General features: G+C 64.4%; 19 protein-coding genes and 1 pseudogene. 8 read left to right on the top strand and 12 right to left on the bottom strand.

The window, feature by feature from the left end:
• Positions 1 to 8 precede the first annotated feature (8 nt).
• Positions 9 to 1052 carry a phytoene/squalene synthase family protein gene (locus RM96_RS23340; protein ID WP_039014052.1) on the bottom strand — a complete coding sequence of 348 codons (1044 nt, stop codon included), beginning with the start codon at positions 1050 to 1052 and terminating at the stop codon, positions 9 to 11.
• Between the two features lie 102 nt (positions 1053 to 1154).
• Positions 1155 to 1448, bottom strand: a complete 294-nt coding sequence (locus tag RM96_RS23335; protein WP_039014051.1) for a hypothetical protein — start codon at positions 1446 to 1448, stop codon at positions 1155 to 1157.
• A 296-nt stretch (positions 1449 to 1744) separates the two neighbouring features.
• Here RM96_RS23335 and RM96_RS23330 point away from each other — a divergent pair, with 296 nt between their 5' ends.
• Entirely contained in the window at positions 1745 to 2047 is a 303-nt protein-coding gene (locus RM96_RS23330; protein ID WP_039014050.1) for a hypothetical protein, read from the top strand.
• Positions 2048 to 2110: 63 nt separating this feature from the next.
• Here the strand turns inward: RM96_RS23330 and RM96_RS23325 are convergent, their stop codons facing one another.
• A complete protein-coding gene (locus RM96_RS23325) occupies positions 2111 to 3016 on the bottom strand; it encodes an adenylate/guanylate cyclase domain-containing protein (protein ID WP_039014070.1) in 906 nt (301 codons plus the stop codon).
• A gap of 218 nt (positions 3017 to 3234) precedes the next feature.
• Entirely contained in the window at positions 3235 to 4458 is a 1224-nt protein-coding gene (locus tag RM96_RS23320) for a polysaccharide pyruvyl transferase family protein (RefSeq protein ID WP_052279692.1), read from the bottom strand.
• 300 nt (positions 4459 to 4758) lie between these two features.
• On the opposite strand from RM96_RS23320, the gene RM96_RS23315 reads away from it, so the two are divergent.
• Positions 4759 to 5439, top strand: coding sequence for a cysteine peptidase family C39 domain-containing protein (locus RM96_RS23315; RefSeq protein WP_238587381.1), 681 nt, complete (start codon positions 4759 to 4761; stop codon positions 5437 to 5439).
• Positions 5440 to 5554: 115 nt separating this feature from the next.
• On the opposite strand, the gene RM96_RS23310 is transcribed toward RM96_RS23315, so the two are convergent.
• The 6 genes from RM96_RS23310 to RM96_RS23285 form a co-directional block, all read right to left on the bottom strand.
• Complete coding sequence (locus RM96_RS23310) at positions 5555 to 5893, bottom strand: copper-binding protein (RefSeq protein WP_039014049.1); 339 nt, start codon at positions 5891 to 5893, stop codon at positions 5555 to 5557.
• Complete coding sequence (locus RM96_RS23305; protein WP_039014048.1) at positions 5890 to 9060, bottom strand: efflux RND transporter permease subunit; 3171 nt, start codon at positions 9058 to 9060, stop codon at positions 5890 to 5892. The genes RM96_RS23310 and RM96_RS23305 overlap by 4 nt, the downstream gene beginning before the upstream one ends.
• On the bottom strand, positions 9057 to 10592 hold the full coding sequence (locus RM96_RS23300) for an efflux RND transporter periplasmic adaptor subunit (protein ID WP_039014047.1): 1536 nt from the start codon (positions 10590 to 10592) through the stop codon (positions 9057 to 9059). The genes RM96_RS23305 and RM96_RS23300 overlap by 4 nt, the downstream gene beginning before the upstream one ends.
• Positions 10589 to 11890, bottom strand: a complete 1302-nt coding sequence (locus RM96_RS23295; RefSeq protein ID WP_039014046.1) for a TolC family protein — start codon at positions 11888 to 11890, stop codon at positions 10589 to 10591. Before RM96_RS23295 ends, RM96_RS23300 begins: the two co-directional genes overlap by 4 nt.
• Before the next feature lie 70 nt (positions 11891 to 11960).
• On the bottom strand, positions 11961 to 12362 hold the full coding sequence (locus RM96_RS23290; protein WP_052279691.1) for a hypothetical protein: 402 nt from the start codon (positions 12360 to 12362) through the stop codon (positions 11961 to 11963).
• A gap of 160 nt (positions 12363 to 12522) precedes the next feature.
• Positions 12523 to 13014, bottom strand: a complete 492-nt coding sequence (locus tag RM96_RS23285) for a ProQ/FinO family protein (protein ID WP_039014044.1) — start codon at positions 13012 to 13014, stop codon at positions 12523 to 12525.
• Positions 13015 to 13151: 137 nt separating this feature from the next.
• Between RM96_RS23285 and RM96_RS23280 the strand changes: the two genes are divergently transcribed.
• Positions 13152 to 14522 carry an MFS transporter gene (locus RM96_RS23280; RefSeq protein WP_039014043.1) on the top strand — a complete coding sequence of 457 codons (1371 nt, stop codon included), beginning with the start codon at positions 13152 to 13154 and terminating at the stop codon, positions 14520 to 14522.
• 232 nt (positions 14523 to 14754) lie between these two features.
• On the opposite strand, the gene RM96_RS23275 is transcribed toward RM96_RS23280, so the two are convergent.
• Positions 14755 to 15678, bottom strand: coding sequence for a LysR family transcriptional regulator (locus tag RM96_RS23275; protein ID WP_039014042.1), 924 nt, complete (start codon positions 15676 to 15678; stop codon positions 14755 to 14757).
• Positions 15679 to 15892: 214 nt separating this feature from the next.
• On the opposite strand from RM96_RS23275, the gene RM96_RS23270 reads away from it, so the two are divergent.
• Genes RM96_RS23270 through RM96_RS23260 form a run of 3 tightly spaced genes read left to right on the top strand, consistent with a single transcriptional unit; the run spans position 15893 to position 18323 of the window.
• Entirely contained in the window at positions 15893 to 16798 is a 906-nt protein-coding gene (locus tag RM96_RS23270) for an NmrA/HSCARG family protein (protein ID WP_039014041.1), read from the top strand.
• Between the two features lie 44 nt (positions 16799 to 16842).
• Positions 16843 to 17697 carry a pirin family protein gene (locus RM96_RS23265; protein ID WP_039014040.1) on the top strand — a complete coding sequence of 285 codons (855 nt, stop codon included), beginning with the start codon at positions 16843 to 16845 and terminating at the stop codon, positions 17695 to 17697.
• Positions 17698 to 17744: 47 nt separating this feature from the next.
• Positions 17745 to 18323 (top strand): NADPH-dependent FMN reductase, encoded by a 579-nt coding sequence (locus RM96_RS23260; RefSeq protein ID WP_039014039.1) that lies wholly within the window; start codon positions 17745 to 17747, stop codon positions 18321 to 18323.
• A 134-nt stretch (positions 18324 to 18457) separates the two neighbouring features.
• On the opposite strand, the gene RM96_RS23255 is transcribed toward RM96_RS23260, so the two are convergent.
• Positions 18458 to 19036 carry an NnrU family protein gene (locus tag RM96_RS23255; RefSeq protein ID WP_039014038.1) on the bottom strand — a complete coding sequence of 193 codons (579 nt, stop codon included), beginning with the start codon at positions 19034 to 19036 and terminating at the stop codon, positions 18458 to 18460.
• Between the two features lie 217 nt (positions 19037 to 19253).
• Here RM96_RS23255 and RM96_RS23250 point away from each other — a divergent pair, with 217 nt between their 5' ends.
• Positions 19254 to 19595, top strand: coding sequence for a zinc ribbon domain-containing protein YjdM (locus tag RM96_RS23250; RefSeq protein ID WP_039014037.1), 342 nt, complete (start codon positions 19254 to 19256; stop codon positions 19593 to 19595).
• A 17-nt stretch (positions 19596 to 19612) separates the two neighbouring features.
• Positions 19613 to 19823, top strand: a pseudogene (locus RM96_RS23245) (cysteine hydrolase); the annotation flags it as partial.
• Positions 19824 to 20014: the final 191 nt, after the last annotated feature.

Below are 20014 nucleotides of genomic sequence, written 5' to 3'. Positions count from 1 at the left end.
ACAGGACACTAGAGCCGGCTTTCAATCGCTCCCATCTGCCGCGCAAACCAGATGCGCAGCAAGGCATTCGAGCCGACCAGCAACAGGGAGTACATGACGATCCGGTAGACCCTCCCACGCGGCAGCCTGGACGCCTTCTCCGGATTCAGCCAGTCGTCGTTGCCAAGCAGCAGCTGCAGGGTCTCCAGCCCGATGACGATGGGCCATACGCAGGCCAGCCGCAGCCGCACGAAGCAGGTCGGCAGGGCAAGCGCGTAGGCCACTGCCTCGCGGAAATGATCCAGTGTCGCGCGCAGGAGCTCCAACATCACCGGTCGTGCGCGGCGGGAGGCGTCCGGCAGCAGGAGATCCTCGGGACGCAGTCCATGGCGATCCAGCATCGCGGAGGGGAGATAGCAGCGGCCGATCCGCAGGTCCTTGCCACAATCCCGCAGGACATTGGTCATCTGCAGCGCCTTCCCGAAACGAACGCCCCGGCGCAGCATCGCGTCCGGGTCGCCCGTGAGGGCACCGGGCACGTGCTCGCCAGTCATTCTGGTCCAGAATTCCCCGACGCATCCCGCGACCAGGTAGGTATAGCGGTCAAGGTCCGCGGGCTCGCGCAGCGCGACGATGCGCCCGGCGCGTTCGTCCGGAAAAGTACGAAGATCGAACTCCATGCCCTCGGTCAGCGTCGAGACGATTCCGCGTACTGCTTCCCGATCGGAGTCGCTCAGCCGGGACAGCAGCGAGAGCGCAGGGCCGAGCGATTCCAGCAGGATCTTTTCATCGGACTGCGTCTGCTGGCCGGCCAGATCGCCAGCCAGGCGCTGCAGCGTTGCGTGGCCCGCTGCGCCGTTGACCTGTTCACGCAACGACAGGAGCCATTCCAGGCGCTGCTCCGGCGGCACCAGCGAGGTGTCTGCGATCGTGTCCGCGGCGCGCGCCAGCAGATAGGCCAGTCCAACCGGATCGCGCATCCCGGCAGGCAGCACGCGCAGTGTGAGATAGAAGGAACGTGAGACGCTTTTGAGCAGAGGACCGAGAAGGAACGCCTGGCTGGAGTCGCGCATGGCAGGGGCAGGTCGGCATTGGACGGATTGGACAGCGCGCATTGTAGCCGGAAAAAAAGGGGCGCCAGTCTTCATGGCGAACCGGCGTGCCGGTCTCGACCATCATGCCGAGGTATTCCCGTTCGCCCATTGCTGGTGCCGCCAGGCAAAGCCATCGCCCGGCGGCAGGGTGCCGGCTGGCGCGCCACCTCCGCGGTAGGCAAAGGTGTACAGCAGCAGCGCCGTGCGCCGAGATGAGTACCGGTCGCGCACGGGCATGGCCTCCCTGACGGGCCACCAGCGCGGCGGGAGCAGCGCGCCGGTGACATAGGCCAGCCCGCAATGCCCCCAGCCTGCGGCCGACAGCTGCCACAGCCAGCGGAAGCCTGCGTCAGGGGGGCGTGAGCGAGCGCGCATGCAGCTCCTTGTTTTGATTCCAATCCGGTCCGGCTCTGATCCGATCCACTTTTGCGTTGCCAAACGATTGGCCGACAAGTGACGGCGATCGGCTAAGGCGACAGTCGCAAAAAAGGCCGCCCGGAGCAATACAAGTTATAGAGCGGAACGCGGCAAGGCGCGAAGCGCAGGCCCGCCAAATCTGCCGCAAGCCCTCGCCAAGTCCCGCCTGGTCTACCATTAGAAGGGGCAGATGCGGCGGCTGCTTGCCAGGATGATTTTCACGCCACGATCTTCCGAGCCAATGGGAGAAAGAAATGGCAACCTACGAGTTCAGGGACAAGGACCTCCAATTCCTGGCCCAGGGCGCTGACGCTTGTTTTCCGTCGCCTGATACGGCTTTTGTTGAGTGCGCCGACAGCGGTCCGGCGTTTCTGGTGACATGGCCGGAGAGCGGGCCGGCGGCGATGAGTCTCAAGGTGCAAATTCGGACAAGCCAGTACGCAAGCTACTTGACGGATCCGTTCAGGGGGCGGGAACTCCTGCGCAAGGCAATCGAGGATCGCCTTGCGATGATCCATACAGTGAAAAGTGGTGTCCTGGTCGTTCCGGACATCTAGGCGTCTTGTTCTCGCTGTCTCCTTCGGCCCGCGGACGCTCGCTGCCCACGCTTGCCGCCGGAATCACTTTCCTTCCACAAAGAACTCGATACCCTCGTCGACGTATTCCTTCGGCTGCGCAAATGTAATCCAGCCATGACCCCTGAGCGTGATTTCGTCACGGCGGAGAATGAGTGCGTCTTCTCCGTCGATCTTCACGTGAGTGCCGTTCGAACTTCGGTCGATCAGTACAAAGCGACCGCCGCGAGGCTCGACGGTTGCCTGGAATCTCGATACCTGCCGATCCGTCACAACAATGCTCATGGTGACGTCCCGGCCGATGGTGACTGGCGCAGAGGCGGTGTTCATTTCGAAGACGGTCTCCCGATACCGTAGCGAGAGCAACGCCGAGCGGGAGAATGCCAGTTCCACTGGGGCCACGAGGGTCAGGTCAGGGTTCTGCTGCCAGATCGCTTCGTACAGCTCGATCATCTGGTGCTTGCCGCGCACCTGAATCGGGTACAGGTGGCGTGTCATCTGGCGCAGCCTTGCGGACAGCTGCTCCACCGCGTTCTTGCTAGTGATGATCTGGCCGCGCGATGCAAGCTTGGCGAGCCGGGCGGCCAGATTTACGGTGTCGCCAAACACGTCGCCGGACTCGTCCGACAGGATCGGGCCATGGTGGAAGCCGATATGGATCGACAAGGTCGCGCCAGCTACCGGAGCAAGCCCGGCGACAGCCTCTTGCATGTCGAGTGCAGCCCGCATCGCGTTTTCCGCGGCGGGAAACAGCACCATGATTTCGTCACCGATCGTCTTGACCACCCGGCCTTGCGCAGCCGCGGAGCGGGACTTCATCAGCGCGATGCATTGGCGGATGGCGCCAAGAGCAACCGTATCGCCGGCCCTTTCATAGAGCCTCGTGCTGTCGCAAACGTCCGCGAACAACACCGATCCATCAGACGGGTCCGGTAGCGATTCCTGGTCCATATGCATCACAGGCCATTTCGTCTGGCGCTACGACGCGAGCGCCCTGCAAACTTCACCCGCGCCATTCCTTCCATCGGCAGAGCGCTCCGTCTGCATGATAGGACGTCGCTCCGGCATTGCGGGCCCGAGACGCCCCGAGGCCGGATGCACGTGCCGGATGCGCTGCCGCAGCGTCGATATTTCCCGTCGCACGCGACCCGCGGGTCATGGATACCAGCTTAGCCGCCGTGGACAGCCCTGAAACTGGCGCGGCATGCCTCGGCCAGTTCCCGGGCGAGCGCCTCGCGCCGCACGGGCCCGGTCGCCATGGCTTCCTCGATGCCGGCGGCAAGCTCCTGCACGGCCACTGCCGCGGGCGCGCCTGCCGTGCCCCAGGTCATGCCGAAGGCGGCCTGCTTGCTGGCCGCCGGCGCCTGTCCGGGCCGCAGCAGCCCAACCCACGGCATGGCAAAGGCGCCGGCGACGATGCCGCCATGCAGGCTGCTGCCGGCGAAGCCGCGACTGCAGGCGATCAGGGCGCAGATATCCCACAGGTTGAGTGAGCGGAACAGCGCAACCGGCGTGCCGCTCAACTTCGCGGCCAGACGCCGGTAGCTATCCAGGTCGTCGTGCCAGGGCGCGGCGCCGGCGCGGAACAGCACCACGCCGAGCTTACTCGCCCGAGCGACACGCCTGAGCTGGGCGCCCAGCTGTGCCAGCGTTTCATCGTCGCCGAAGTCGGCGCTAAATTGCATGGCGAGATACCCGTGCGGAAAACCCGACATCAGGCCGGCCACCTCGCCGTGGCGCGAGCGTCTGCGAATGCCATCGCCAAAGAGTGCCGCCACCATCACGGCCGGATCAGGCTCCAGGCGGGCGTCTATGCCGCTCGCCGCCAGTGCGGCCCGGGTCTGCTGATCCCTCACGCCGACGTACGTGGCCGCTCCAAGCTTGGCCACCACCTCGGCCCGCATGGCGGGCTCGACCTGTTCAAGCCCGATGCCGCCCGCGGCGTGGTAGATCACGCGCCGCACATTGCCGAACAAGCCGGCCGCAAGGAGATAGGGCGCGCAGTCCTGCAGCCCCAGCAGCTCGCGCGCCCAGGCCACGCGCTCTGCCGGCCGGCTGTCGAGCTGTGCCACGACGGCCCGGGCCCGTGCGGTTGGCAGCAACATGACAGCCGCTTCCCAGGCGTTGCAGGTCAGGATCTCGCCGCCGGTATGCACGATCTCGACGGGAGTGTCGCCCAGGCTGGCGGCCAGCCTGGTCAGCGCGTGCACGCGAAAGCCGCCCAGGGTTGTCAGATTGCGTGCGCGCAGGCCGCCATACCGGAGGCTGGCCGGCGCGATCAGGCGCTTGATGACATGTGGCAGCAGCAGGTCGCCAAGGTTGTGCCGGTCAAAGGCACCAAACAGGATCGTGGGACAGTCGGCGGTCCGGAGCGCCTTCTCGGGGACTTTCACGCCTTCTCCAGCCGCGAGCCTGACGTAGGCGGCGGTCTATCGACTATAGATTTGCGGGGGAGGAATCGATGGAAGGAAAAGAGCCGGTTGCAGCGCAGTGGTCGGGGTGCAGACGCGGTTGCCGGTCACCCGGGGCCTGGCTCTGCTCCGGACCCATCCCGAATCCGGCCAAAGGGGCCCGGTGTTTCAACCATGAATCAGTCTCGCCACTGCCTGACTAGCCTCTTTGAACGATGGGTTTGCGCGTTCCTGTGCACTACACTCGATGCAAAGATCACGCCACTGAGACCGGGGGGAATCATGGGTGAGCGGAGTCCGTGCGGACGGGACGAACCGGCCGACCTTGCGCTATGCGAGGCGCCGGAACAAGAGATCAAGGGCGCCTCGACGCCATGGCGGTGGGCCCCGCAAATCAAGACGACGCCTGCCGCCATGAACCAGCTGACGGGTGCGGACGATCCGATGCTGGGCAGCCTGCTGTTGCTGAACCGGGCCTTGCGCCGGTCGGTTCCAACGACAGTGCTGCTGGAAGGGCTGCCGCTGGAAGGGCATGGCCTGACGTTGCCGCTGCTTCTGGCCGCGGCGGCGCGCGCCGGATTGTCGGCCAGACTGGTGGAGCGCCACCTCGACGATATCCCCGACACCTCGCTGCCGGCCATCCTGTTCCTGGACAAGAAAAGACCGTGCGTGCTGCTGCAGCGCCGTGAGCACGGACGGCTTGTCGTCGCACTGCCGGGTTGGGGCGGCGGGGAGCAGGAAGTCAGCCGCGAGGAACTGCTGGCCCTGTACAGCGGGCACGCCCTCTTTGCGCAACCCGCGCTGCAAGCGGAAGTTTCGATCGATACGGAGCCGGTGCAGCCGTGCCGCTCGCCCGGCGCCGCGACGCGGCCATCATGGCGGCGCCATTGGGATCGGCTGCTGGCTTCGACGCTCAGGGTGCTGTGCCTGCGTGGCAGGCAGCCGGCCGAAGACGTGGCGTAGTCAGTACTGATTGTGGTTGCCTGCTATTGAATCGGCGGCACAAGGCGTCGAGCGCAATCGTAGGCGTGGATGGCTGAAGCTGGCCCTGGCCGATGCCGGCCAGCCTGCCGTCCTCTTACTTGCGCTGCATGTCCACCACGGTCGGCTTGCCGTCGACCTTGTCGAACGTGACCGACACCGATTCGCCCTCCTTGAAGTTCGTCAACGATGCGCGGTCCTTGACCGGGAACGCCATCGTCATGGCGGACATACCGAGGTTTTCGATCGGGCCGTGCTTGAGCGTGACCTTGCCGGCCTTCGCATCGATCTTCTTGATTTCCGCGGCAACGGGGCGCGGCGCCTGCTGCGATGCGGCCGACGGCTTCATGTCCATGCCGTCCATGGATCCCGCCGCGAATGCGGCGGGGGCTGCAACGATGGCAAGCGTGAGTGCGAGAGCCTTGATGCGTTTCATTGTGCTTCCTCCTGAAGCGAGGGGTGGGTGGAAAGTGGGACAGGCTTTGTCTGACGGCTGCGTATCAGCAGGTACACCGCCGGTACAACAAACAGGGAAAGCAATGGCGCGGTCACCATGCCGCCGACCATCGGGGCGGCAATGCGTTGCATGAGTTCTGAGCCGGTGCCATGCGACCACATGATGGGTATCAGGCCGGCGAGAATCACCGCAACCGTCATGGCCTTTGGGCGCACGCGCAGCACCGCGCCTTCCTGGATGGCTTCCAGCAGCGCGGGCAGGGTGTTTTCACCGCGGTCCTCGCGCTCGCTCCAGGCTTGTTTCAGGTAGAGCAGCATGATGACGCCAAACTCGGCCGCCACGCCGGCCAGCGCGATGAAGCCGACGACGCCGGCTACCGAAAGGTTGTAGCCAAGCACATAGAGCAGCCAGAATCCGCCAATGAGGGCAAGCGGCAGCGTGCCCATGATCAGCAGTGCCTCATCCAGGCGGCCGAATACAAGGTAGAGCAGCACAAAGATGATCAGCAGCGTGAACGGCACCACCATCTTCAACTTCGCGGTGGCCCGCTCCAGGTACTCGAACTGCCCTGACCAGCTGAGGGAATAGCCTGCTGGCATCGGCACGGCCTTGGCCACCACCGCTTGCATGTCCTGGACGGCCGAGCGCAGGTCGCGCCCACGGATGTCCACGTAGACCCAGCCGGACAGCCGGGCGTTTTCGCTGCGCAGCATCGGCGGGCCCTGCACCACCTGGATGCGCGCCACGTCGGACAGCGTGATCTGCTGGCCCCTGTCGGTGACGATGGGGAGGGCACGCAGCTGCTCCACCGAGTCGCGGTAGTCGCGTGGATATCGAACATTGATCGGGAAGCGTGCCAGCCCGTCAACCACGTCCCCTACGTTATCGCCTCCGATGGCCGAGGACACGATGCCCTGGACATCCTCGATATTGAGTCCATACCGTCCGGTCGCGATGCGGTCGATGTCGATATCGACGTAGCGCCCGCCGGTCAGGCGTTCGGCCAGTGCCGAGGTGACGCCCGGCACCGTCCTGACGGCCTCCTCGATCCGCGTGGCCAGCCGGTCGATCTCCTTCAGGTCCGTGCCCGCCACCTTGATGCCGACCGGGCTCTTGATGCCGGTGGCGAGCATGTCGATCCGGTTGCGGATCGGCGGCACCCAGATATTGGACAGGCCCGGTACCTTCACCACGCGGTCGAGTTCCTCCACCAGCTTGTCGGTCGTCATGCCGGCACGCCACTGGTCGCGCGGCTTGAACTGGATGGTGGTCTCGAACATCTCGACTGGCGCCGGGTCGGTCGCGGTATCGGCGCGGCCTGCCTTGCCGAACACGGTGGCCACCTCTGGCACAGTCTTGATCAGGCGGTCGGTCTGCTGCAGCAACTGCGCCGCCTTGCCGGCGGACAGCCCCGGGAGTGCCGAAGGCATATACAGCAGGTCGCCCTCGTCAAGGGGCGGCATGAACTCGCCGCCGATCCGCATCATCGGCCAGGCGGTCGCGACCAGCAGGATCGCGGCAATGGCCACGGTGGTCCTGGGGTAGGCGAGCACCCTGGCCAGCACCGGCTGATAGGCACGGATCAGCCACCGACTCAGTGGGTTGGACTGCTCCGTGGGGATCTTGCCGCGGATCATGTAGCCCATCAGGACCGGCACCAGGGTCACGGAAAGCCCCGCCGCCGCGGCCATGGAGTAGGTCTTGGTAAAGGCCAGCGGCGAGAACAGCCGGCCCTCCTGCGCCTCGAGCGTAAATACCGGGATGAACGACAGCGTGATGATCAGCAGCGAGAAGAACAGCGCGGGCCCCACCTCGGCGGCCGACTCGCCAATCACGCTCCAGCGCTCGTGCCCGGTCAGTTCCCGTCCGGGGTTGTCCGCATGCCAGTGTTCCAGATGCTTGTGCGCATTCTCGATCATGACGACCGCGGCATCGACCATGGCGCCGATGGCAATGGCGATGCCGCCCAGCGACATGATGTTGGCGTTGACGCCCTGATACCGCATGACCAGGAAGGCGGCCAGCACACCCAGCGGCAGCGAAACAATGGCCACCAGCGCAGAGCGCAGGTGGAACAGGAAGACCATGCAGACCAGCGCGACGACGATGAACTCTTCGATCAGCTTGTGCGTCAGGTTTTCAACCGCCCGGTTGATCAGCGCGGAGCGGTCGTAGGTGGGCACGATCTCGACGCCAGCCGGCAGGCTCTTCTGCAGCGTAGCAAGCCTGGCCTTGACCGCCTTGATGGTCTCCAGCGCGTTCTTGCCCGAGCGCATCACGATGACACCGCCGGCGACCTCTCCCTGGCCGTCCAGCTCGGCGATGCCGCGCCGCATCTCTGGACCAAGCTGGATCGTGGCGACGTCGCCCAGCCGCACCGGGATACCGGCATTGCTGGTCACCAGCGGAATCTGCCGGAAATCATCGAGGGTCTTGAGATACCCGCTGGCGCGGACCATGTACTCCGCCTCGCCCATTTCCAGCACCGAGCCGCCGGTTTCCTGATTGGCGCCCTTGAGCGCCGCCAGCACCCTGGCCTGCGACAGGTTGTAGGCACGCAAGCGGTCCGGCATCAGGACGACCTGGTACTGCTTCACCATCCCGCCGAGGGAGGCGACTTCTGCGACATTGGGCAGCGATTTCAGCTCGAAGCGCAGGAACCAGTCCTGCAGCGCGCGCAGTTGACTGAGGTCATGCTGGCCGGTCTTGTCCACCAGCGCGTACTCGTAGATCCAGCCAACGCCGGTGGCGTCCGGGCCCAGCGCTGGCCTGGCTGCGGCCGGCAGGCGGGATTGCACCTGGTTCAGGTATTCCAGCACGCGCGAGCGCGCCCAGTACAGGTCGGTGCCATCCTCGAACAGCACATAGACGAACGAGTCACCGAAGAACGAATAGCCCCGCACTGTCCTGGCGCCCGGCACCGACAGCATGGTGGTGGTCAGCGGATAGGTGACCTGGTTTTCGACAATCTGCGGCGCCTGGCCGGGAAACGGCGTACGGATGATGACTTGCACATCGGACAGGTCCGGCAACGCGTCGAGCGGTATGCTGTGCACCGCCCATAGTCCCCACGCGGTCAGCATGACCGTGGCCAGCAGAACCAGGAAGCGGTTGCGGATGGACGCGAGGATCAGCCGCGCGATCATGGCCTGGCTCCCTGCGCGCTGGTGACCGGCTCGACCGAGGACAGGATCGCCACGCCGTCGCTGTCCAGATGGAAGCGGAAGCGGACGCGATCTCCGGGCTTGAATCCCTTGGGCAAGCCGGCGGGCGGCGCCGCAAAATCCATCGTCATCGCGCCCCACTGTGCCGACGGGATTGGCCCATGCGAGATGGTCAGGCCCTCGTCCGTCACCGCCTCGATACGCCCGATGCCTTCATGTTCGGAGGCTGGCGCAGCCGGCGCGGAGGCCGCTGGCGTGGCGCTCATGCGTTCGGCGGTGCCGCGCAGGCTGGCTTCCGAGTCGATGAGAAACTGCCCGGATGTGACCACTTTCTGCCCAGCCTTCAGCCCATCCAGCACCTCGACCATGCCCGCTGCCTCGCGCCCGGTCTTGACTTCCGTTGCCACAAAGCCTGCCTTGTCGGCATCCACCATGACAATGCTGCGTTGGCCAGTGTGGATGACGGACTCCAACGGAATCATCAGCGCCTCCTTCTGGTCACCGCTATCAAACCGGACCGTCACGAACATGCCTGGCAACAGGTGCCTGCCCTTGTTGGGCAGGACAATGCGCACTTTGATGGTTCGCGTGGCCGGATTGACGTCGGGCAGTACGGTATCGACCTTGCCAACCAGTGCCTCGGATGCTCCGGTCGGCGACACCTTGACCGCCAGGCCGGGAGCGACGGCGCGGGCCTGTCCCTCCGGTACCTCGGCAATTACCCAGACCTGACTCAGGTCGGCCAGACGAAACAGGGTCATGCCAGGGGTGACGGTCATGCCCTCGCGGACGGCAACTTCGGTCGCGAGGCCATCGACCGGGCTCGCGATGGCAAGGTTGGGCTGGAGCTTGCCGGATGTCTCGACGGCGCTGACCTGGCCCGGTGTCATGCCTGCCTGCAGCATGCGGGCCCTGGCCGCGTCACGCAGGTCGGATGGTTCACCCGCTGCCATGCGTGACACGGCGAGATATTCCTCTTGCGCGGCCACCCAGTCCGGCGAGTACAGCGTCACCAGCGCTTGCCCGCGCCGGACTGGGTCAAGGGTCGCCTTGACCGCAAGATGCTGGACGAAGGCGTTCGTTCGTGCCTGGATCACCTGGACGCTGCGCTCGTCGATGGCGACATTGCCGGGTGCCTCGAGTACCGTGCTCATGCGGCTGGCCTTGACCTCGGCCGTGCGGATGCCGAGGTTCTGCGCGACACGGGGGTCGACCGTGACGCCATTGCCTCCACCATCCCCGTCCGCGTAGACCGGAACAAGTTGCATGTCCATGAACGGAGACTTGCCCGGCTTGTCGAAGCGCTGTCCGGGCACCATGGGATCATGCCAGTACAGAATCCTTTTACCCGTCTTCGGATCCGTGTCGCCCGCCCTGAGAGCGGATTCCGCGCCAGGCGAAGCCAACGGTTGGGCCGATCGGGTGCCCCGCGTGACGCCGAACTGGTAGGCGCCATAGATGGCGGCGCCAGCCAGAGCGAGACCCACCGCCGTTGCAATGACCTGCTTTTTCATTTGGATTCCTTGATGGCGGGCTCGGTCTGTGCGGTAGGCAAAGGGACCAGGTAGGTCAGGTCGGCCCATAGCTTCGCGGTTTTGGCTTCGAGTACCAGCCGCTCCATTGCCGTGTCGATGGCACGATGGTTCGCCTCCGCGACGGCGAGCAGCGATCCGGTGTTGGCGCGGTAGGCGGTCAGGGCGGCATCCGCCTGGCTGGTGGCGAGCGGCAAGGTCTTTTCGTCGTAGCGTCGCAGGCGGCCAAGATTGCGCTGCAGTTCGGCCAGCTTGATTCCGACCATCGCTCGGGTATTGCGTCGGATGATTTCGGATCGGGCGCGCGCGTCGTTTGCCTGAGCCAGCCTGGCAGCGATGTCGCGGTCCTGGCGATTGCCCCGATCCCACGGCACCGGGAAGCTGACGTTGACCGATCCCATATTGGAGTAGGCCGAGCCGCGCTGGCTGTACATCAGTTCGACGGTCACATCCGGCTTCCTGGCCTGCGTTGCGACCTGAACCTCGGATTCCGCCAGGGCCACTTCGCGCTGCGCAGCCGCCATCTCTGGCACCGCGTCAAATTCGGTGTTCGCCAATTGCCGGGCGCGCTCCGGCACGTCCAGCGGCGGACGATCTGACAGCGGGCGGTTGGCCGCGGTGCCAATCCACCGTTCCAGATTCACAGTGGCGGTCGCCACGGCGGCCCGGTTTTCGTCCTGGCGGTCATGCAGCTTCTGGATCTCCAGTTCCATCGCAAGGACATCGGCGCGCGAGCCGCGCCCGCTGCGATAGGCAGCCGTTGCCGCCTGGAGTGCCAGTTCGAGAGGGTGGCCGTGATGGCCGAGCAGGACGCTGGTCTGTTCGGCGTACCACCGGTCCAGCCAGGCGCCGACCGCATTGCGCTGCACGTTGGCCAGCCCGACCGCACGTTGCGCCTCGCCGGCGGCCGCTTCGGCCTCGAAGCGTGCTGCCTTGGCGCGGCGCTTGTCCGGACGCGTGAATTCCTGCATCACGCTGATGGACCGCATCGTCATGAAATCCCGGCTTAGCGAGAACTGGTCCGGACCGTTCACCGGGACGTTGTTGAGTCCGAGCTTAAGCACAGGGTCCGGCAACTGGCCGGCGGCGACCGCCATTTGCACAGCCGCCTCTGCGGCACCTCGCGAGGATTCGGCATCGCTGGCATAGGTGGTCGCGAGCGCGACGGCTTCCTCAACGGAAAGAGAAGGGGCGGACGGCGCAGGCGCGGCGTGCGACACCGCCAGGCCGAATGCAGGCGCGCAGAACAGCGCCAGCGTCAGGCGACGCAGGAAAAGCATAAAACCTCCAAGAGCGACGATTGCTACCCGGGTTTAGAGGGGCAGCACGAAATTGACGTCGGTCCGGAGGCTAGGTTTGGAAACTGCAGTGAAGGATATTCAGCGGCGGCGGTCCGCGCGCGCCCACGTCGGCGCGCAGCGCGACGCGGACCTCGGCAAGCGCCACGCGCGTGGGCTCAATGACGCTCATCAACACCGGCAGGAATGCCGGCAGTTGTGGCGACACGTGGTCTGCACTCTTGGAATCCGCCTGGCAGTGCGCGAGGCACAGCGCACTCTGGTCAGCGCCCTGGTTGCTACTGTCAGCCGCCATGTCGGGGCAGGATTCGGTCATCGCCGCGGTCGTGCCGCTGCTTTCCATCTGGAAGCGGCTGCCGGTACAGGCGTACGCAGCCGCTGCCAGTTGAGCTGTCAGGAAAACGATAAGCAGGAGGCCGGCGAACAAGGGATGCCGGCGGGCGGAGTGACGCAAGAGTTCTGAGCCGTGGCGTGATAGGCGCAAGGATACTGCTTTTTCAGGGGCATGCAACCTGACTGCCCGGTGATTGTGGCAGCCCGGACTCAGGGGAACCGCGTCCTTGACCTTCCAATGGGAGCAAGCGCTGTCGCCAGGGCATCGCTTGCCCGCTGCTTCATTCTGCCTTCGGCGGCTGTGCCGTTTGCTGGCGGGCGCGTCGCGCCTGGCTGGCTTGCAGATACTGCGCCCGTTTCGCCTCGGCCTGGGTGACCTGTCCTGCCTCCTGGCCGGCCAGGTCCACGCGCGCCGCGCCTTCCACCATGCAAGCCTGGTAGCGTTGCCCACGGCACCATGTGCGGATCGCTGCGCGCAATTCCGCCTCGTTCAAGGCAAGCGCTGCCGCGTGCGGGAGCAGGTCCTCGAAGATGCCGATCTTGAGCGGAACCTTGGCCGCGGGCTTCTTCGGGAAAGCCAGCGGGAAGCGCGCTTGCAGCTTGCCAATGGCTAGTACCACCGGGTCCACGGGCGGCGTGGTGGCGGCCTTTGTTGCAGGTTGCGGCCGTGGCTTGCGGGTACGTGATTCAGCCGGCGCCTGCTTTGCTTGTTTTTCCTGCTTTGCCTGCTTTGCCAGTTGCGCCTTCAGTGCCGCCAGTTGTTCGAAGCCCATTATGTCCAGCCAGATTTTCAGTGGCGCGATTGTAGCAGCCCATGCTTTTCTCCGTGCCCCGATGGTGCGAGGCAGCAGGAACGCCGTCAGCCATCAAACTGTCTATACAGGTATATCGCATATGGGGGACACGCCAGATGGATCCCACGCAAACAGGGGCAATGCCCCTATCTGAGACGGAAGCACGGCGCCAGCTGCGTCGCGCCGTGATCGCCAGCACTGTCGGCACCACGATCGAGTGGTACGACTTTTTCCTGTACAGCACCGTAACCGGCCTGGTGTTCGCCAAGCTGTACTTCCCGGAATCCGATCCGCTCGTCGGGACGCTTCAGGCGTTCCTGATCTATGCGGTCGGCTTTATCGCCCGGCCGGTCGGCGCAGCGATCTTCGGGCATTACGGCGATCGCATCGGCCGCAAGGCCACGCTGGTTGCCACGCTGCTGCTGATGGGGCTGGCCACATTTGCCGTTGCGTTCGTGCCTTCCTACGCACAAATCGGCATCTGGGGCGCGGTCGTGCTGACGGTGCTGCGCTTTATCCAGGGCGTAGGCGTCGGCGGGGAATGGGGCGGCTCGGTGCTGATGTCAATGGAATGGGCGCGCTCCGATAAGCATCGCGGCCTGGTCGCGTCCTGGCCGCAGTTCGGGGTGCCGGCCGGCTTGTTCCTGGCCAACCTTGCGGTGCTGGCGATGAGCTGGCTGGCTGGCGACCAGTTCCTGACCTGGGGCTGGCGCGTACCGTTCTTCCTCAGCATCGCGCTGGTCGCGATCGGGCTCTATATCCGGCTGAATATCCTCGAGACCCCAGTCTTCGCGCGGCTGCTGGCCGAGCACAAGGTCGAGAAGACCCCGATGCTTGAAGTGATCCGGCGCCAGCCGAAGGACATCTTGCTGTCGGCCCTTGTCCGCATGGCCGAGCAAGCGCCGTTCTACATCTTCACGGCCTTCGTGTTCACCTATGGCGTGACGACGCTGGGCATGTCGCGGGACTTGCTGCTGACTGCCGTGCTCGCCGCCGCGGTGCTCGAGTTCTTCACCATTCCGTTCTTTGGCCATTTGTCCGACGTCTGGGGGCGCCGCCGCATGTACATCGCGGGCGCAGTGGCGGTGGGAGTGTTCGGCTTCCTCTATTTCGCGATGGTCGACTCCCGCAACCCGATGTGGGTATTCGCCGCGATCGTGCTCTCGCTGGTGCCGCACTCGATGATGTACGGCCCGCAGGCGGCGTTGATCGCGGAGACATTCACCGGACGCCTGCGCTACAGCGGCGCGTCGATGGGCTACCAGCTCGCCTCGGTGATCGCCGGCGGCCCCGCGCCGCTGATTGCGACGGCGCTGTTCGCCAGGTACCACTCCGGGTACGCCATTGCCATCTATGTCCTGGTGTGCGCGGGGCTCAGCGTGTTTGCCGCCTCGCAACTGCGTGACTACACCAACAAGGACATCTCGCGCGAGTACGACGACGTGGGAGCCACGCATGGCAGCGGGGACACCAGGCACGCGGTCTGACCGGTCAGGACGTTGCCGTGACGGAAGGGGCGCAGCGGCCGGCAAGGGATGTCCTGCCGGCCGCGCGTGCATCTGGGGCATGCAATTGCCATGACCGTTTCGACGGCTGACATTGCATTTGTCCGCCCTATGGCAAGACATGTTGATTGGATCCACGTTGCCTGCAATGAGCGTGCGCTGATCTGTTCAGCGGTGAATCGACGCTTATGCTTCGCCCGGCAAGGTGACGAGCTTATCGGCCGGCATCGTTCTGTGAGGGATTTATCTTCACTTCGCCCAGTTTCTCCGCAAGAAATTCGGCGAAGACCGCGACTGCCGGCGGCACTGGCGGGCGGCTCGTGTAGACGAGCTGCAGGCCGAGGCCGGTGCTCGCGCGCCGATAGGTCGACAGCACGCGCACCAGTTTCCCCTGCGCGATGACTGGCTCGACCATCAACTGCGGCAGTAACGCAATACCCAGTCCAGCAATGCAAGCCTGCGCCAGCACTCGCATGTCGTTGACCGCGAACCGGCTGTTGATCGACACCTCCTGACTTCCGCGCGGACCCTGCAGACGCCACGTGTTTCGACCCTGGCGGCTGGAAATCGCCAGGCAGTCGTGTTCGGCCAGTTCACGCAGCGTGCGTGGTGCAGGGCGCCGTTCCAGATAGGCCGGACTCGCCGCGAGGATCATTGCACTCGGCCCCAGCCGACGTACTTTATAGCCGCTACCGGTCTCGATGCCCATGCGCACGGCAAGATCGATGCGCTCGGCGATCAGATCGGTCGGCGTATCGTCGAGCAGGAATTCGAGGCTGATGTGCGGATAGCGCGTGTAGAACTCAGCCAGCCATTCCATGCCGATAAGTTCGAACAGGCCTGCCATCGCGGCGACGCGAACCGAGCCGGACGGTGCCTGCTCATCTGCATGGAGCCGCCCGATCTCGAGGATCTGGTCAAGCGCCGGCGCATAGCGCTCGAACAGCGCCTGACCTTCCGTGCTTGGCGCGAGTTTGCGTGTCGAGCGATGCAGCAGGCGTGTCCCGAGTTGTCCTTCGAGTTGATCGATGCGCCGGCTCAGCGTATTCGCCGGCATGCGCAGACGGCGCGCCGCCTCGGAGAAGCTGCCGGCGCGGACCACCTGGACGAACATCGCCAGATCATTCAGATCGAGCACGATATCTCTCCATAAATGGATTAATCAAATCCTATTTCACTATCTAGTGATAAACGATTTTACTCCCCATACTTGAGACGCCGCCCAGCAGGCAGCCCTTTCCAGACTGCAGGCAGGGCAAGTCAATTCGCGATCGATCTCGCCGGCGCGCCCCATCAGGGCGAACGGATCGCCAGGAGCGCCGCCCCAACGAGATACTCACTGGAGAGCAACCATGTCGAACACCCAGAAGCTTATTGCCGTCGTCGGCGCAACCGGTCAGCAGGGTGGCGCCGTTGTGCGCGCGCTGCAGGCGAGCGGTCAATTCAAAGTGCGCGCATTGACGCGCCATCCGGCCAGGCATCCGAAGCTGGGTGACGAAGTCGTCCTGGCGGATTTCGATCGTCCGGAAACGCTTAAGGCCGCGTTTGCCGGAGCACACGGCGTTTTCCTGGTGACCAATGCCTGGGAAGCAGGCGCGGACGAACCCAGGCAGGCGCTCGCCGCCATCAATGCGGCGAAAGACGCCGGCGTGCAGCACTTTATCTGGTCGACGCTCCCGGACGTGGAGACGATCAGCCGCGGCAAGATCAATGTCCCGCATTTCACGGGCAAGGCAAAGGTCGAGCGTCTCGTGAGCGAAGCCGGATTCACCTACCACACGTTTGTGATCGCTTCGTTCTACTACCAGAACCTGGTCGGTGTAATGGCCCCGCAGAAACAAGCGGATGGCAGCACGGGTTGGGCGCTGCCGCTTGATCCCGAGCGGCGGGTCATCCACATGGGCGACATCACTGAACTCGGCCGCATCGTGGCTGGTGCGTTCGCGCAACCGGGACTCGCGGGGCATGGTGAACATTTGCCGCTTGTCGGCGATTTCCTGAGCTTCAACGAGATCATCGCCACCCTGAATCGCCAAGGAAACAAGCTCTCGTTCAGGCAAGTCCCGCGCGAGGTGTTTGCTGGCTGGTTCCCGGGCGCCGAAGACGTTGCAGCGATGCTCGCCTACTTCGAAGCGCACACGTATCTCGGCCCGGATTCGCGCGACGCGATCGCGCTCGCCAACAAAGTCGCCGGCCAGCAGCCGACGGCGTTTGCCGCATGGGCCAAAGCGAACTTCACGATTCCGGCAGCCGCCTGACCTGTTCGAAGCGCACTCATCAAACCATACCTGGAGAGCACCCCATGAATGCCGTCATCCAAACTCCGCCCACTCCCCTCGCCAATGTCGGCCGCCACGTCATCTTCCGCACGCGCGGCGACGCGCACGGTCCGATCGTCCGCATGGTCAGCCCCTCCGATGTCGGCAAGATGATCAAGCCCTTTGTTTTTCTTGATCTCCTCGATACGCAAGAGGCGCTTGGCCAGCAGGGTTTCGGCTGGCATCCGCATTCGGGCATTGCTACTTTGACCCTGGCGATCGAAGGGCAAGGTCGCTATGTCGAATCCACCGGTCACGAAGGAACGATGGTGGCGGGCGACATCGAATGGATGAGCGCCGGTCGTGGCGTCTGGCATTCCGGCTCCATCGTGCCTCCGATCAAGGCCTTCCAGCTGTGGGTCGCTCTGCCGCCGGAGCGCGAACTGGCTCCCGCGTTCAGCCAGCATCTTTCGGTTAACGAGATCCCGTCGGACGGCCCGGCGCGCGTGCTGCTCGGCCGTAGCGGCGAGGCGGTCAGCCCGATTGACGCACCTCCGGGCATCAACTACTTCGTTGTGCAGCTCAAGGCTGGCCAGCGCTGGACCTACCAGCCGCCGCGGGACTACCGGGTCGGCTGGATCGCAGTGATGGACGGTAGCCTGCGCACGCCCGATCCGGTCGACAAAGGCGAACTGGCCGTATTTGACCAGGGCAATGCCGCGATCGAATTTGAAGCCGTGACCGACGCGCGCTTCGTGCTCGGTACGGCCACCCCGCATCCGCATGATCTCCACACTGGCCACTACTCGGTGCACACCAGCCCCTCAGCGCTGATCGAGGGCGAGCGCGAAATCGCGCGGATCGGTCGCGAGTTGCGCGCCAGCGGCGTGGTGCGCTGATCCGCCCTTTCGCAGACCGATGCCATTCCACTCAACCGGAGCACATCATGGCCGCTATTTCCGTCATCATTGGTAGCGTCCGTCAGGGACGTTTCGCCGAGAAACCCGCCCGCTGGATTCTCGACCATCTGAAGAAGCGCGAAGGCGTTGACGCGCGTCTGCTCGACCTCGAAGACTATCCGATGCCGTTCTTCGACGCGCCGGTACCGCCCGCGATGCCGGGCCGGCCGGCGTACGAGCACGAGGTCGTGAAGCGCTGGACCCAGGCCATCGCGGCGTCCGACGGTTTCGTCATTGTTTCGCCTGAGTACAACCACGGACCGTCGGCGGTGCTCAAGAACGCGATCGACTGGGTGTATCCGGAATGGGGCCGCAAGGCGGTCACCTTTGTCGGCTACGGTAGTGTCGGCGGCGCGCGCGCCATCGAGCAGCTACGCGAGATCGCAGTCGAGATGCAGCTTGTACCGATCCGGTCGGCGGTCCACGTTCCGCCCGCGGCGATATACGCCCATTTTCAGGGCCAGGACATCGCCCCGCACCTGGCCGAACTGGATGCTGTCGCCGAACAGACGATCGACGACCTGCTGTGGTGGACCAAGGCGCTGAAGGCGGCGCGGGCGAGCTGACGATGCCCGAAGGATGCAAACGAGTCGGCCCAGGCAACAGGGGTTCGATCAGCGTCCAGCGCTCGTCGTCAATGCGGCGGTAGTGACCTTCGCGCTGGCCGTTGGCGTTCGTGCGTACGCGCACTGCCTGCCGCTCAAATGAGCGCTGGCACGCCGGCCAGCCATCCGTGAAGCATGAATGCGACCAGCGCCCAACTCGCGAGCCCGATGACAACCACAGCAGCATCGCGCGCGAGTGTTCCAGCTTGGTAGCGCGTCCCTGCCAGCCTGTCGCGGCGGCGCGCCGACGCGAAATCCGCCACCGCCCAGGCCAGGAAGGCGCCGAACAGCACAACCGCAGCCAGAGTTCCATTCGCAAACAGGTGTCCCAACGCCCAGATCTGGACGCCTGCGACCATGGGATGGCCGAGCACGGCCTTGATGCGGTTACCAGGCACGTACGCTGCCGCGACCAGAACGAAGGCCAGTACGGTAAATAACGCTGTGACGTGACGACCCCACATCGGCGGTGTCCAGAGGACCACGGGCTGCCCGCGAGCCAGCCCGAATCCCCAGGCGATCAGGACCAGTCCGACGATCGAAGCCAGGGAGTACAGGCCTTTCCAGCCGTTCGGACCCACGCGGGCAATCTGCGCCGCGCGCCAGGGCTCCGCGATAATGCGGACCGAGTGCACGGTCAGAAAGATCAACAATCCTAGTATCAGTACCGTCATGTTGACGCCCGCCTATGCCAACGTACTCCATTGATCGCGGTGCCATCGGAGAAAAGAACAGCTTCTTTCAATGTTCGCCTCGCGACTCTCCAATTCCTACGCCGGGGGGCGCTGGACGATCCCGCCGAGCACCTTCCAGGATGACTCTTGCAATGTAGATTGTCCGTCCGATTGGGCAGTATACTTTCGGCCTTTGCCACGCAACCAAGAATTATTCATGAGCGCATTACCCTCCTGCCCGAAATGTCATTCCGAGTTCACCTATGAAGATGGGGGTCTCTATATCTGCCCGGAATGCGCTCATGAATGGTCGGCACGGCCATCGGCACCGGCCGAGGCGGAAGCCAGGGTTTATCGCGATTCCGCGGGCAACGTATTGCAGGATGGGGATACCGTCACCGTCATCAAGGATCTCAAACTGAAGGGATCGGCCGGTGTGATCAAGATGGGCACCAAGGTAAAGAACATTCGGCTGGTCGACGGTGACCACGATATCGATTGCAAGATTGATGGCTTTGGTGCCATGAGCCTGAAATCGGAGTTCGTCAGAAAGGTGTGATGACGAGATTCGCGGGCCAGGGCGTCAGTGTGTATTTCGCCATGATCCACTTTGGCCCAAGCTATCCGGAAGTCAGTCCGTTGAACAGGAACGGGCAGGGAGTCAAGCAACTTGGTCTCTTCGTCGACGACCAGATCTCGCTGGAACTTGGCCAGCAGGTTACTGAACCGCTCATCATCGCATCGTGCCAGCGTGTTCTTTGGTACCGACTTGCAGGTACGGCTTTCTGGTCATCTCCCGGCCCCGCTTGGGGGGCGTCCCTTGCGGTGCCGGCGGAGCATGACACGGTCCGAGTCCTGGGTTCGTGCATCTGGCTCAATCCTAAGAGCCCGTTTGAAAATTCGCCGTAGATGTGATCTAACGTTCGGATGTGGAAAGAAGAACATCGAGAGCGGCAGGCAAGCATGGCGGCCAAGACA

The sequence above is a fragment of the Cupriavidus sp. IDO genome, from assembly GCF_000812465.1.
Classification (GTDB): domain Bacteria; phylum Pseudomonadota; class Gammaproteobacteria; order Burkholderiales; family Burkholderiaceae; genus Cupriavidus.
This window is presented reverse-complemented; position numbering and strand designations above follow the sequence as displayed.

Bases quoted from the DNA above. Each gene is read 5' to 3' on its own strand.
- RM96_RS23340 (WP_039014052.1), bottom strand. From the start codon at position 1,052: ATGCGCGACTCCAGCCAGGCGTTCCTTCTCGGTCCTCTGCTCAAAAGC.
- RM96_RS23335 (WP_039014051.1), bottom strand. From the start codon at position 1,448: ATGCGCGCTCGCTCACGCCCCCCTGACGCAGGCTTCCGCTGGCTGTGG.
- RM96_RS23330 (WP_039014050.1), top strand. From the start codon at position 1,745: ATGGCAACCTACGAGTTCAGGGACAAGGACCTCCAATTCCTGGCCCAG.
- RM96_RS23325 (WP_039014070.1), bottom strand. From the start codon at position 3,016: ATGGACCAGGAATCGCTACCGGACCCGTCTGATGGATCGGTGTTGTTC.
- RM96_RS23315 (WP_238587381.1), top strand. From the start codon at position 4,759: ATGGGTGAGCGGAGTCCGTGCGGACGGGACGAACCGGCCGACCTTGCG.
- RM96_RS23310 (WP_039014049.1), bottom strand. From the start codon at position 5,893: ATGAAACGCATCAAGGCTCTCGCACTCACGCTTGCCATCGTTGCAGCC.
- RM96_RS23305 (WP_039014048.1), bottom strand. From the start codon at position 9,060: ATGATCGCGCGGCTGATCCTCGCGTCCATCCGCAACCGCTTCCTGGTT.
- RM96_RS23300 (WP_039014047.1), bottom strand. From the start codon at position 10,592: ATGAAAAAGCAGGTCATTGCAACGGCGGTGGGTCTCGCTCTGGCTGGC.
- RM96_RS23295 (WP_039014046.1), bottom strand. From the start codon at position 11,890: ATGCTTTTCCTGCGTCGCCTGACGCTGGCGCTGTTCTGCGCGCCTGCA.
- RM96_RS23285 (WP_039014044.1), bottom strand. From the start codon at position 13,014: ATGGGCTTCGAACAACTGGCGGCACTGAAGGCGCAACTGGCAAAGCAG.
- RM96_RS23280 (WP_039014043.1), top strand. From the start codon at position 13,152: ATGGATCCCACGCAAACAGGGGCAATGCCCCTATCTGAGACGGAAGCA.
- RM96_RS23270 (WP_039014041.1), top strand. From the start codon at position 15,893: ATGTCGAACACCCAGAAGCTTATTGCCGTCGTCGGCGCAACCGGTCAG.
- RM96_RS23265 (WP_039014040.1), top strand. From the start codon at position 16,843: ATGAATGCCGTCATCCAAACTCCGCCCACTCCCCTCGCCAATGTCGGC.
- RM96_RS23260 (WP_039014039.1), top strand. From the start codon at position 17,745: ATGGCCGCTATTTCCGTCATCATTGGTAGCGTCCGTCAGGGACGTTTC.
- RM96_RS23255 (WP_039014038.1), bottom strand. From the start codon at position 19,036: ATGACGGTACTGATACTAGGATTGTTGATCTTTCTGACCGTGCACTCG.
- RM96_RS23250 (WP_039014037.1), top strand. From the start codon at position 19,254: ATGAGCGCATTACCCTCCTGCCCGAAATGTCATTCCGAGTTCACCTAT.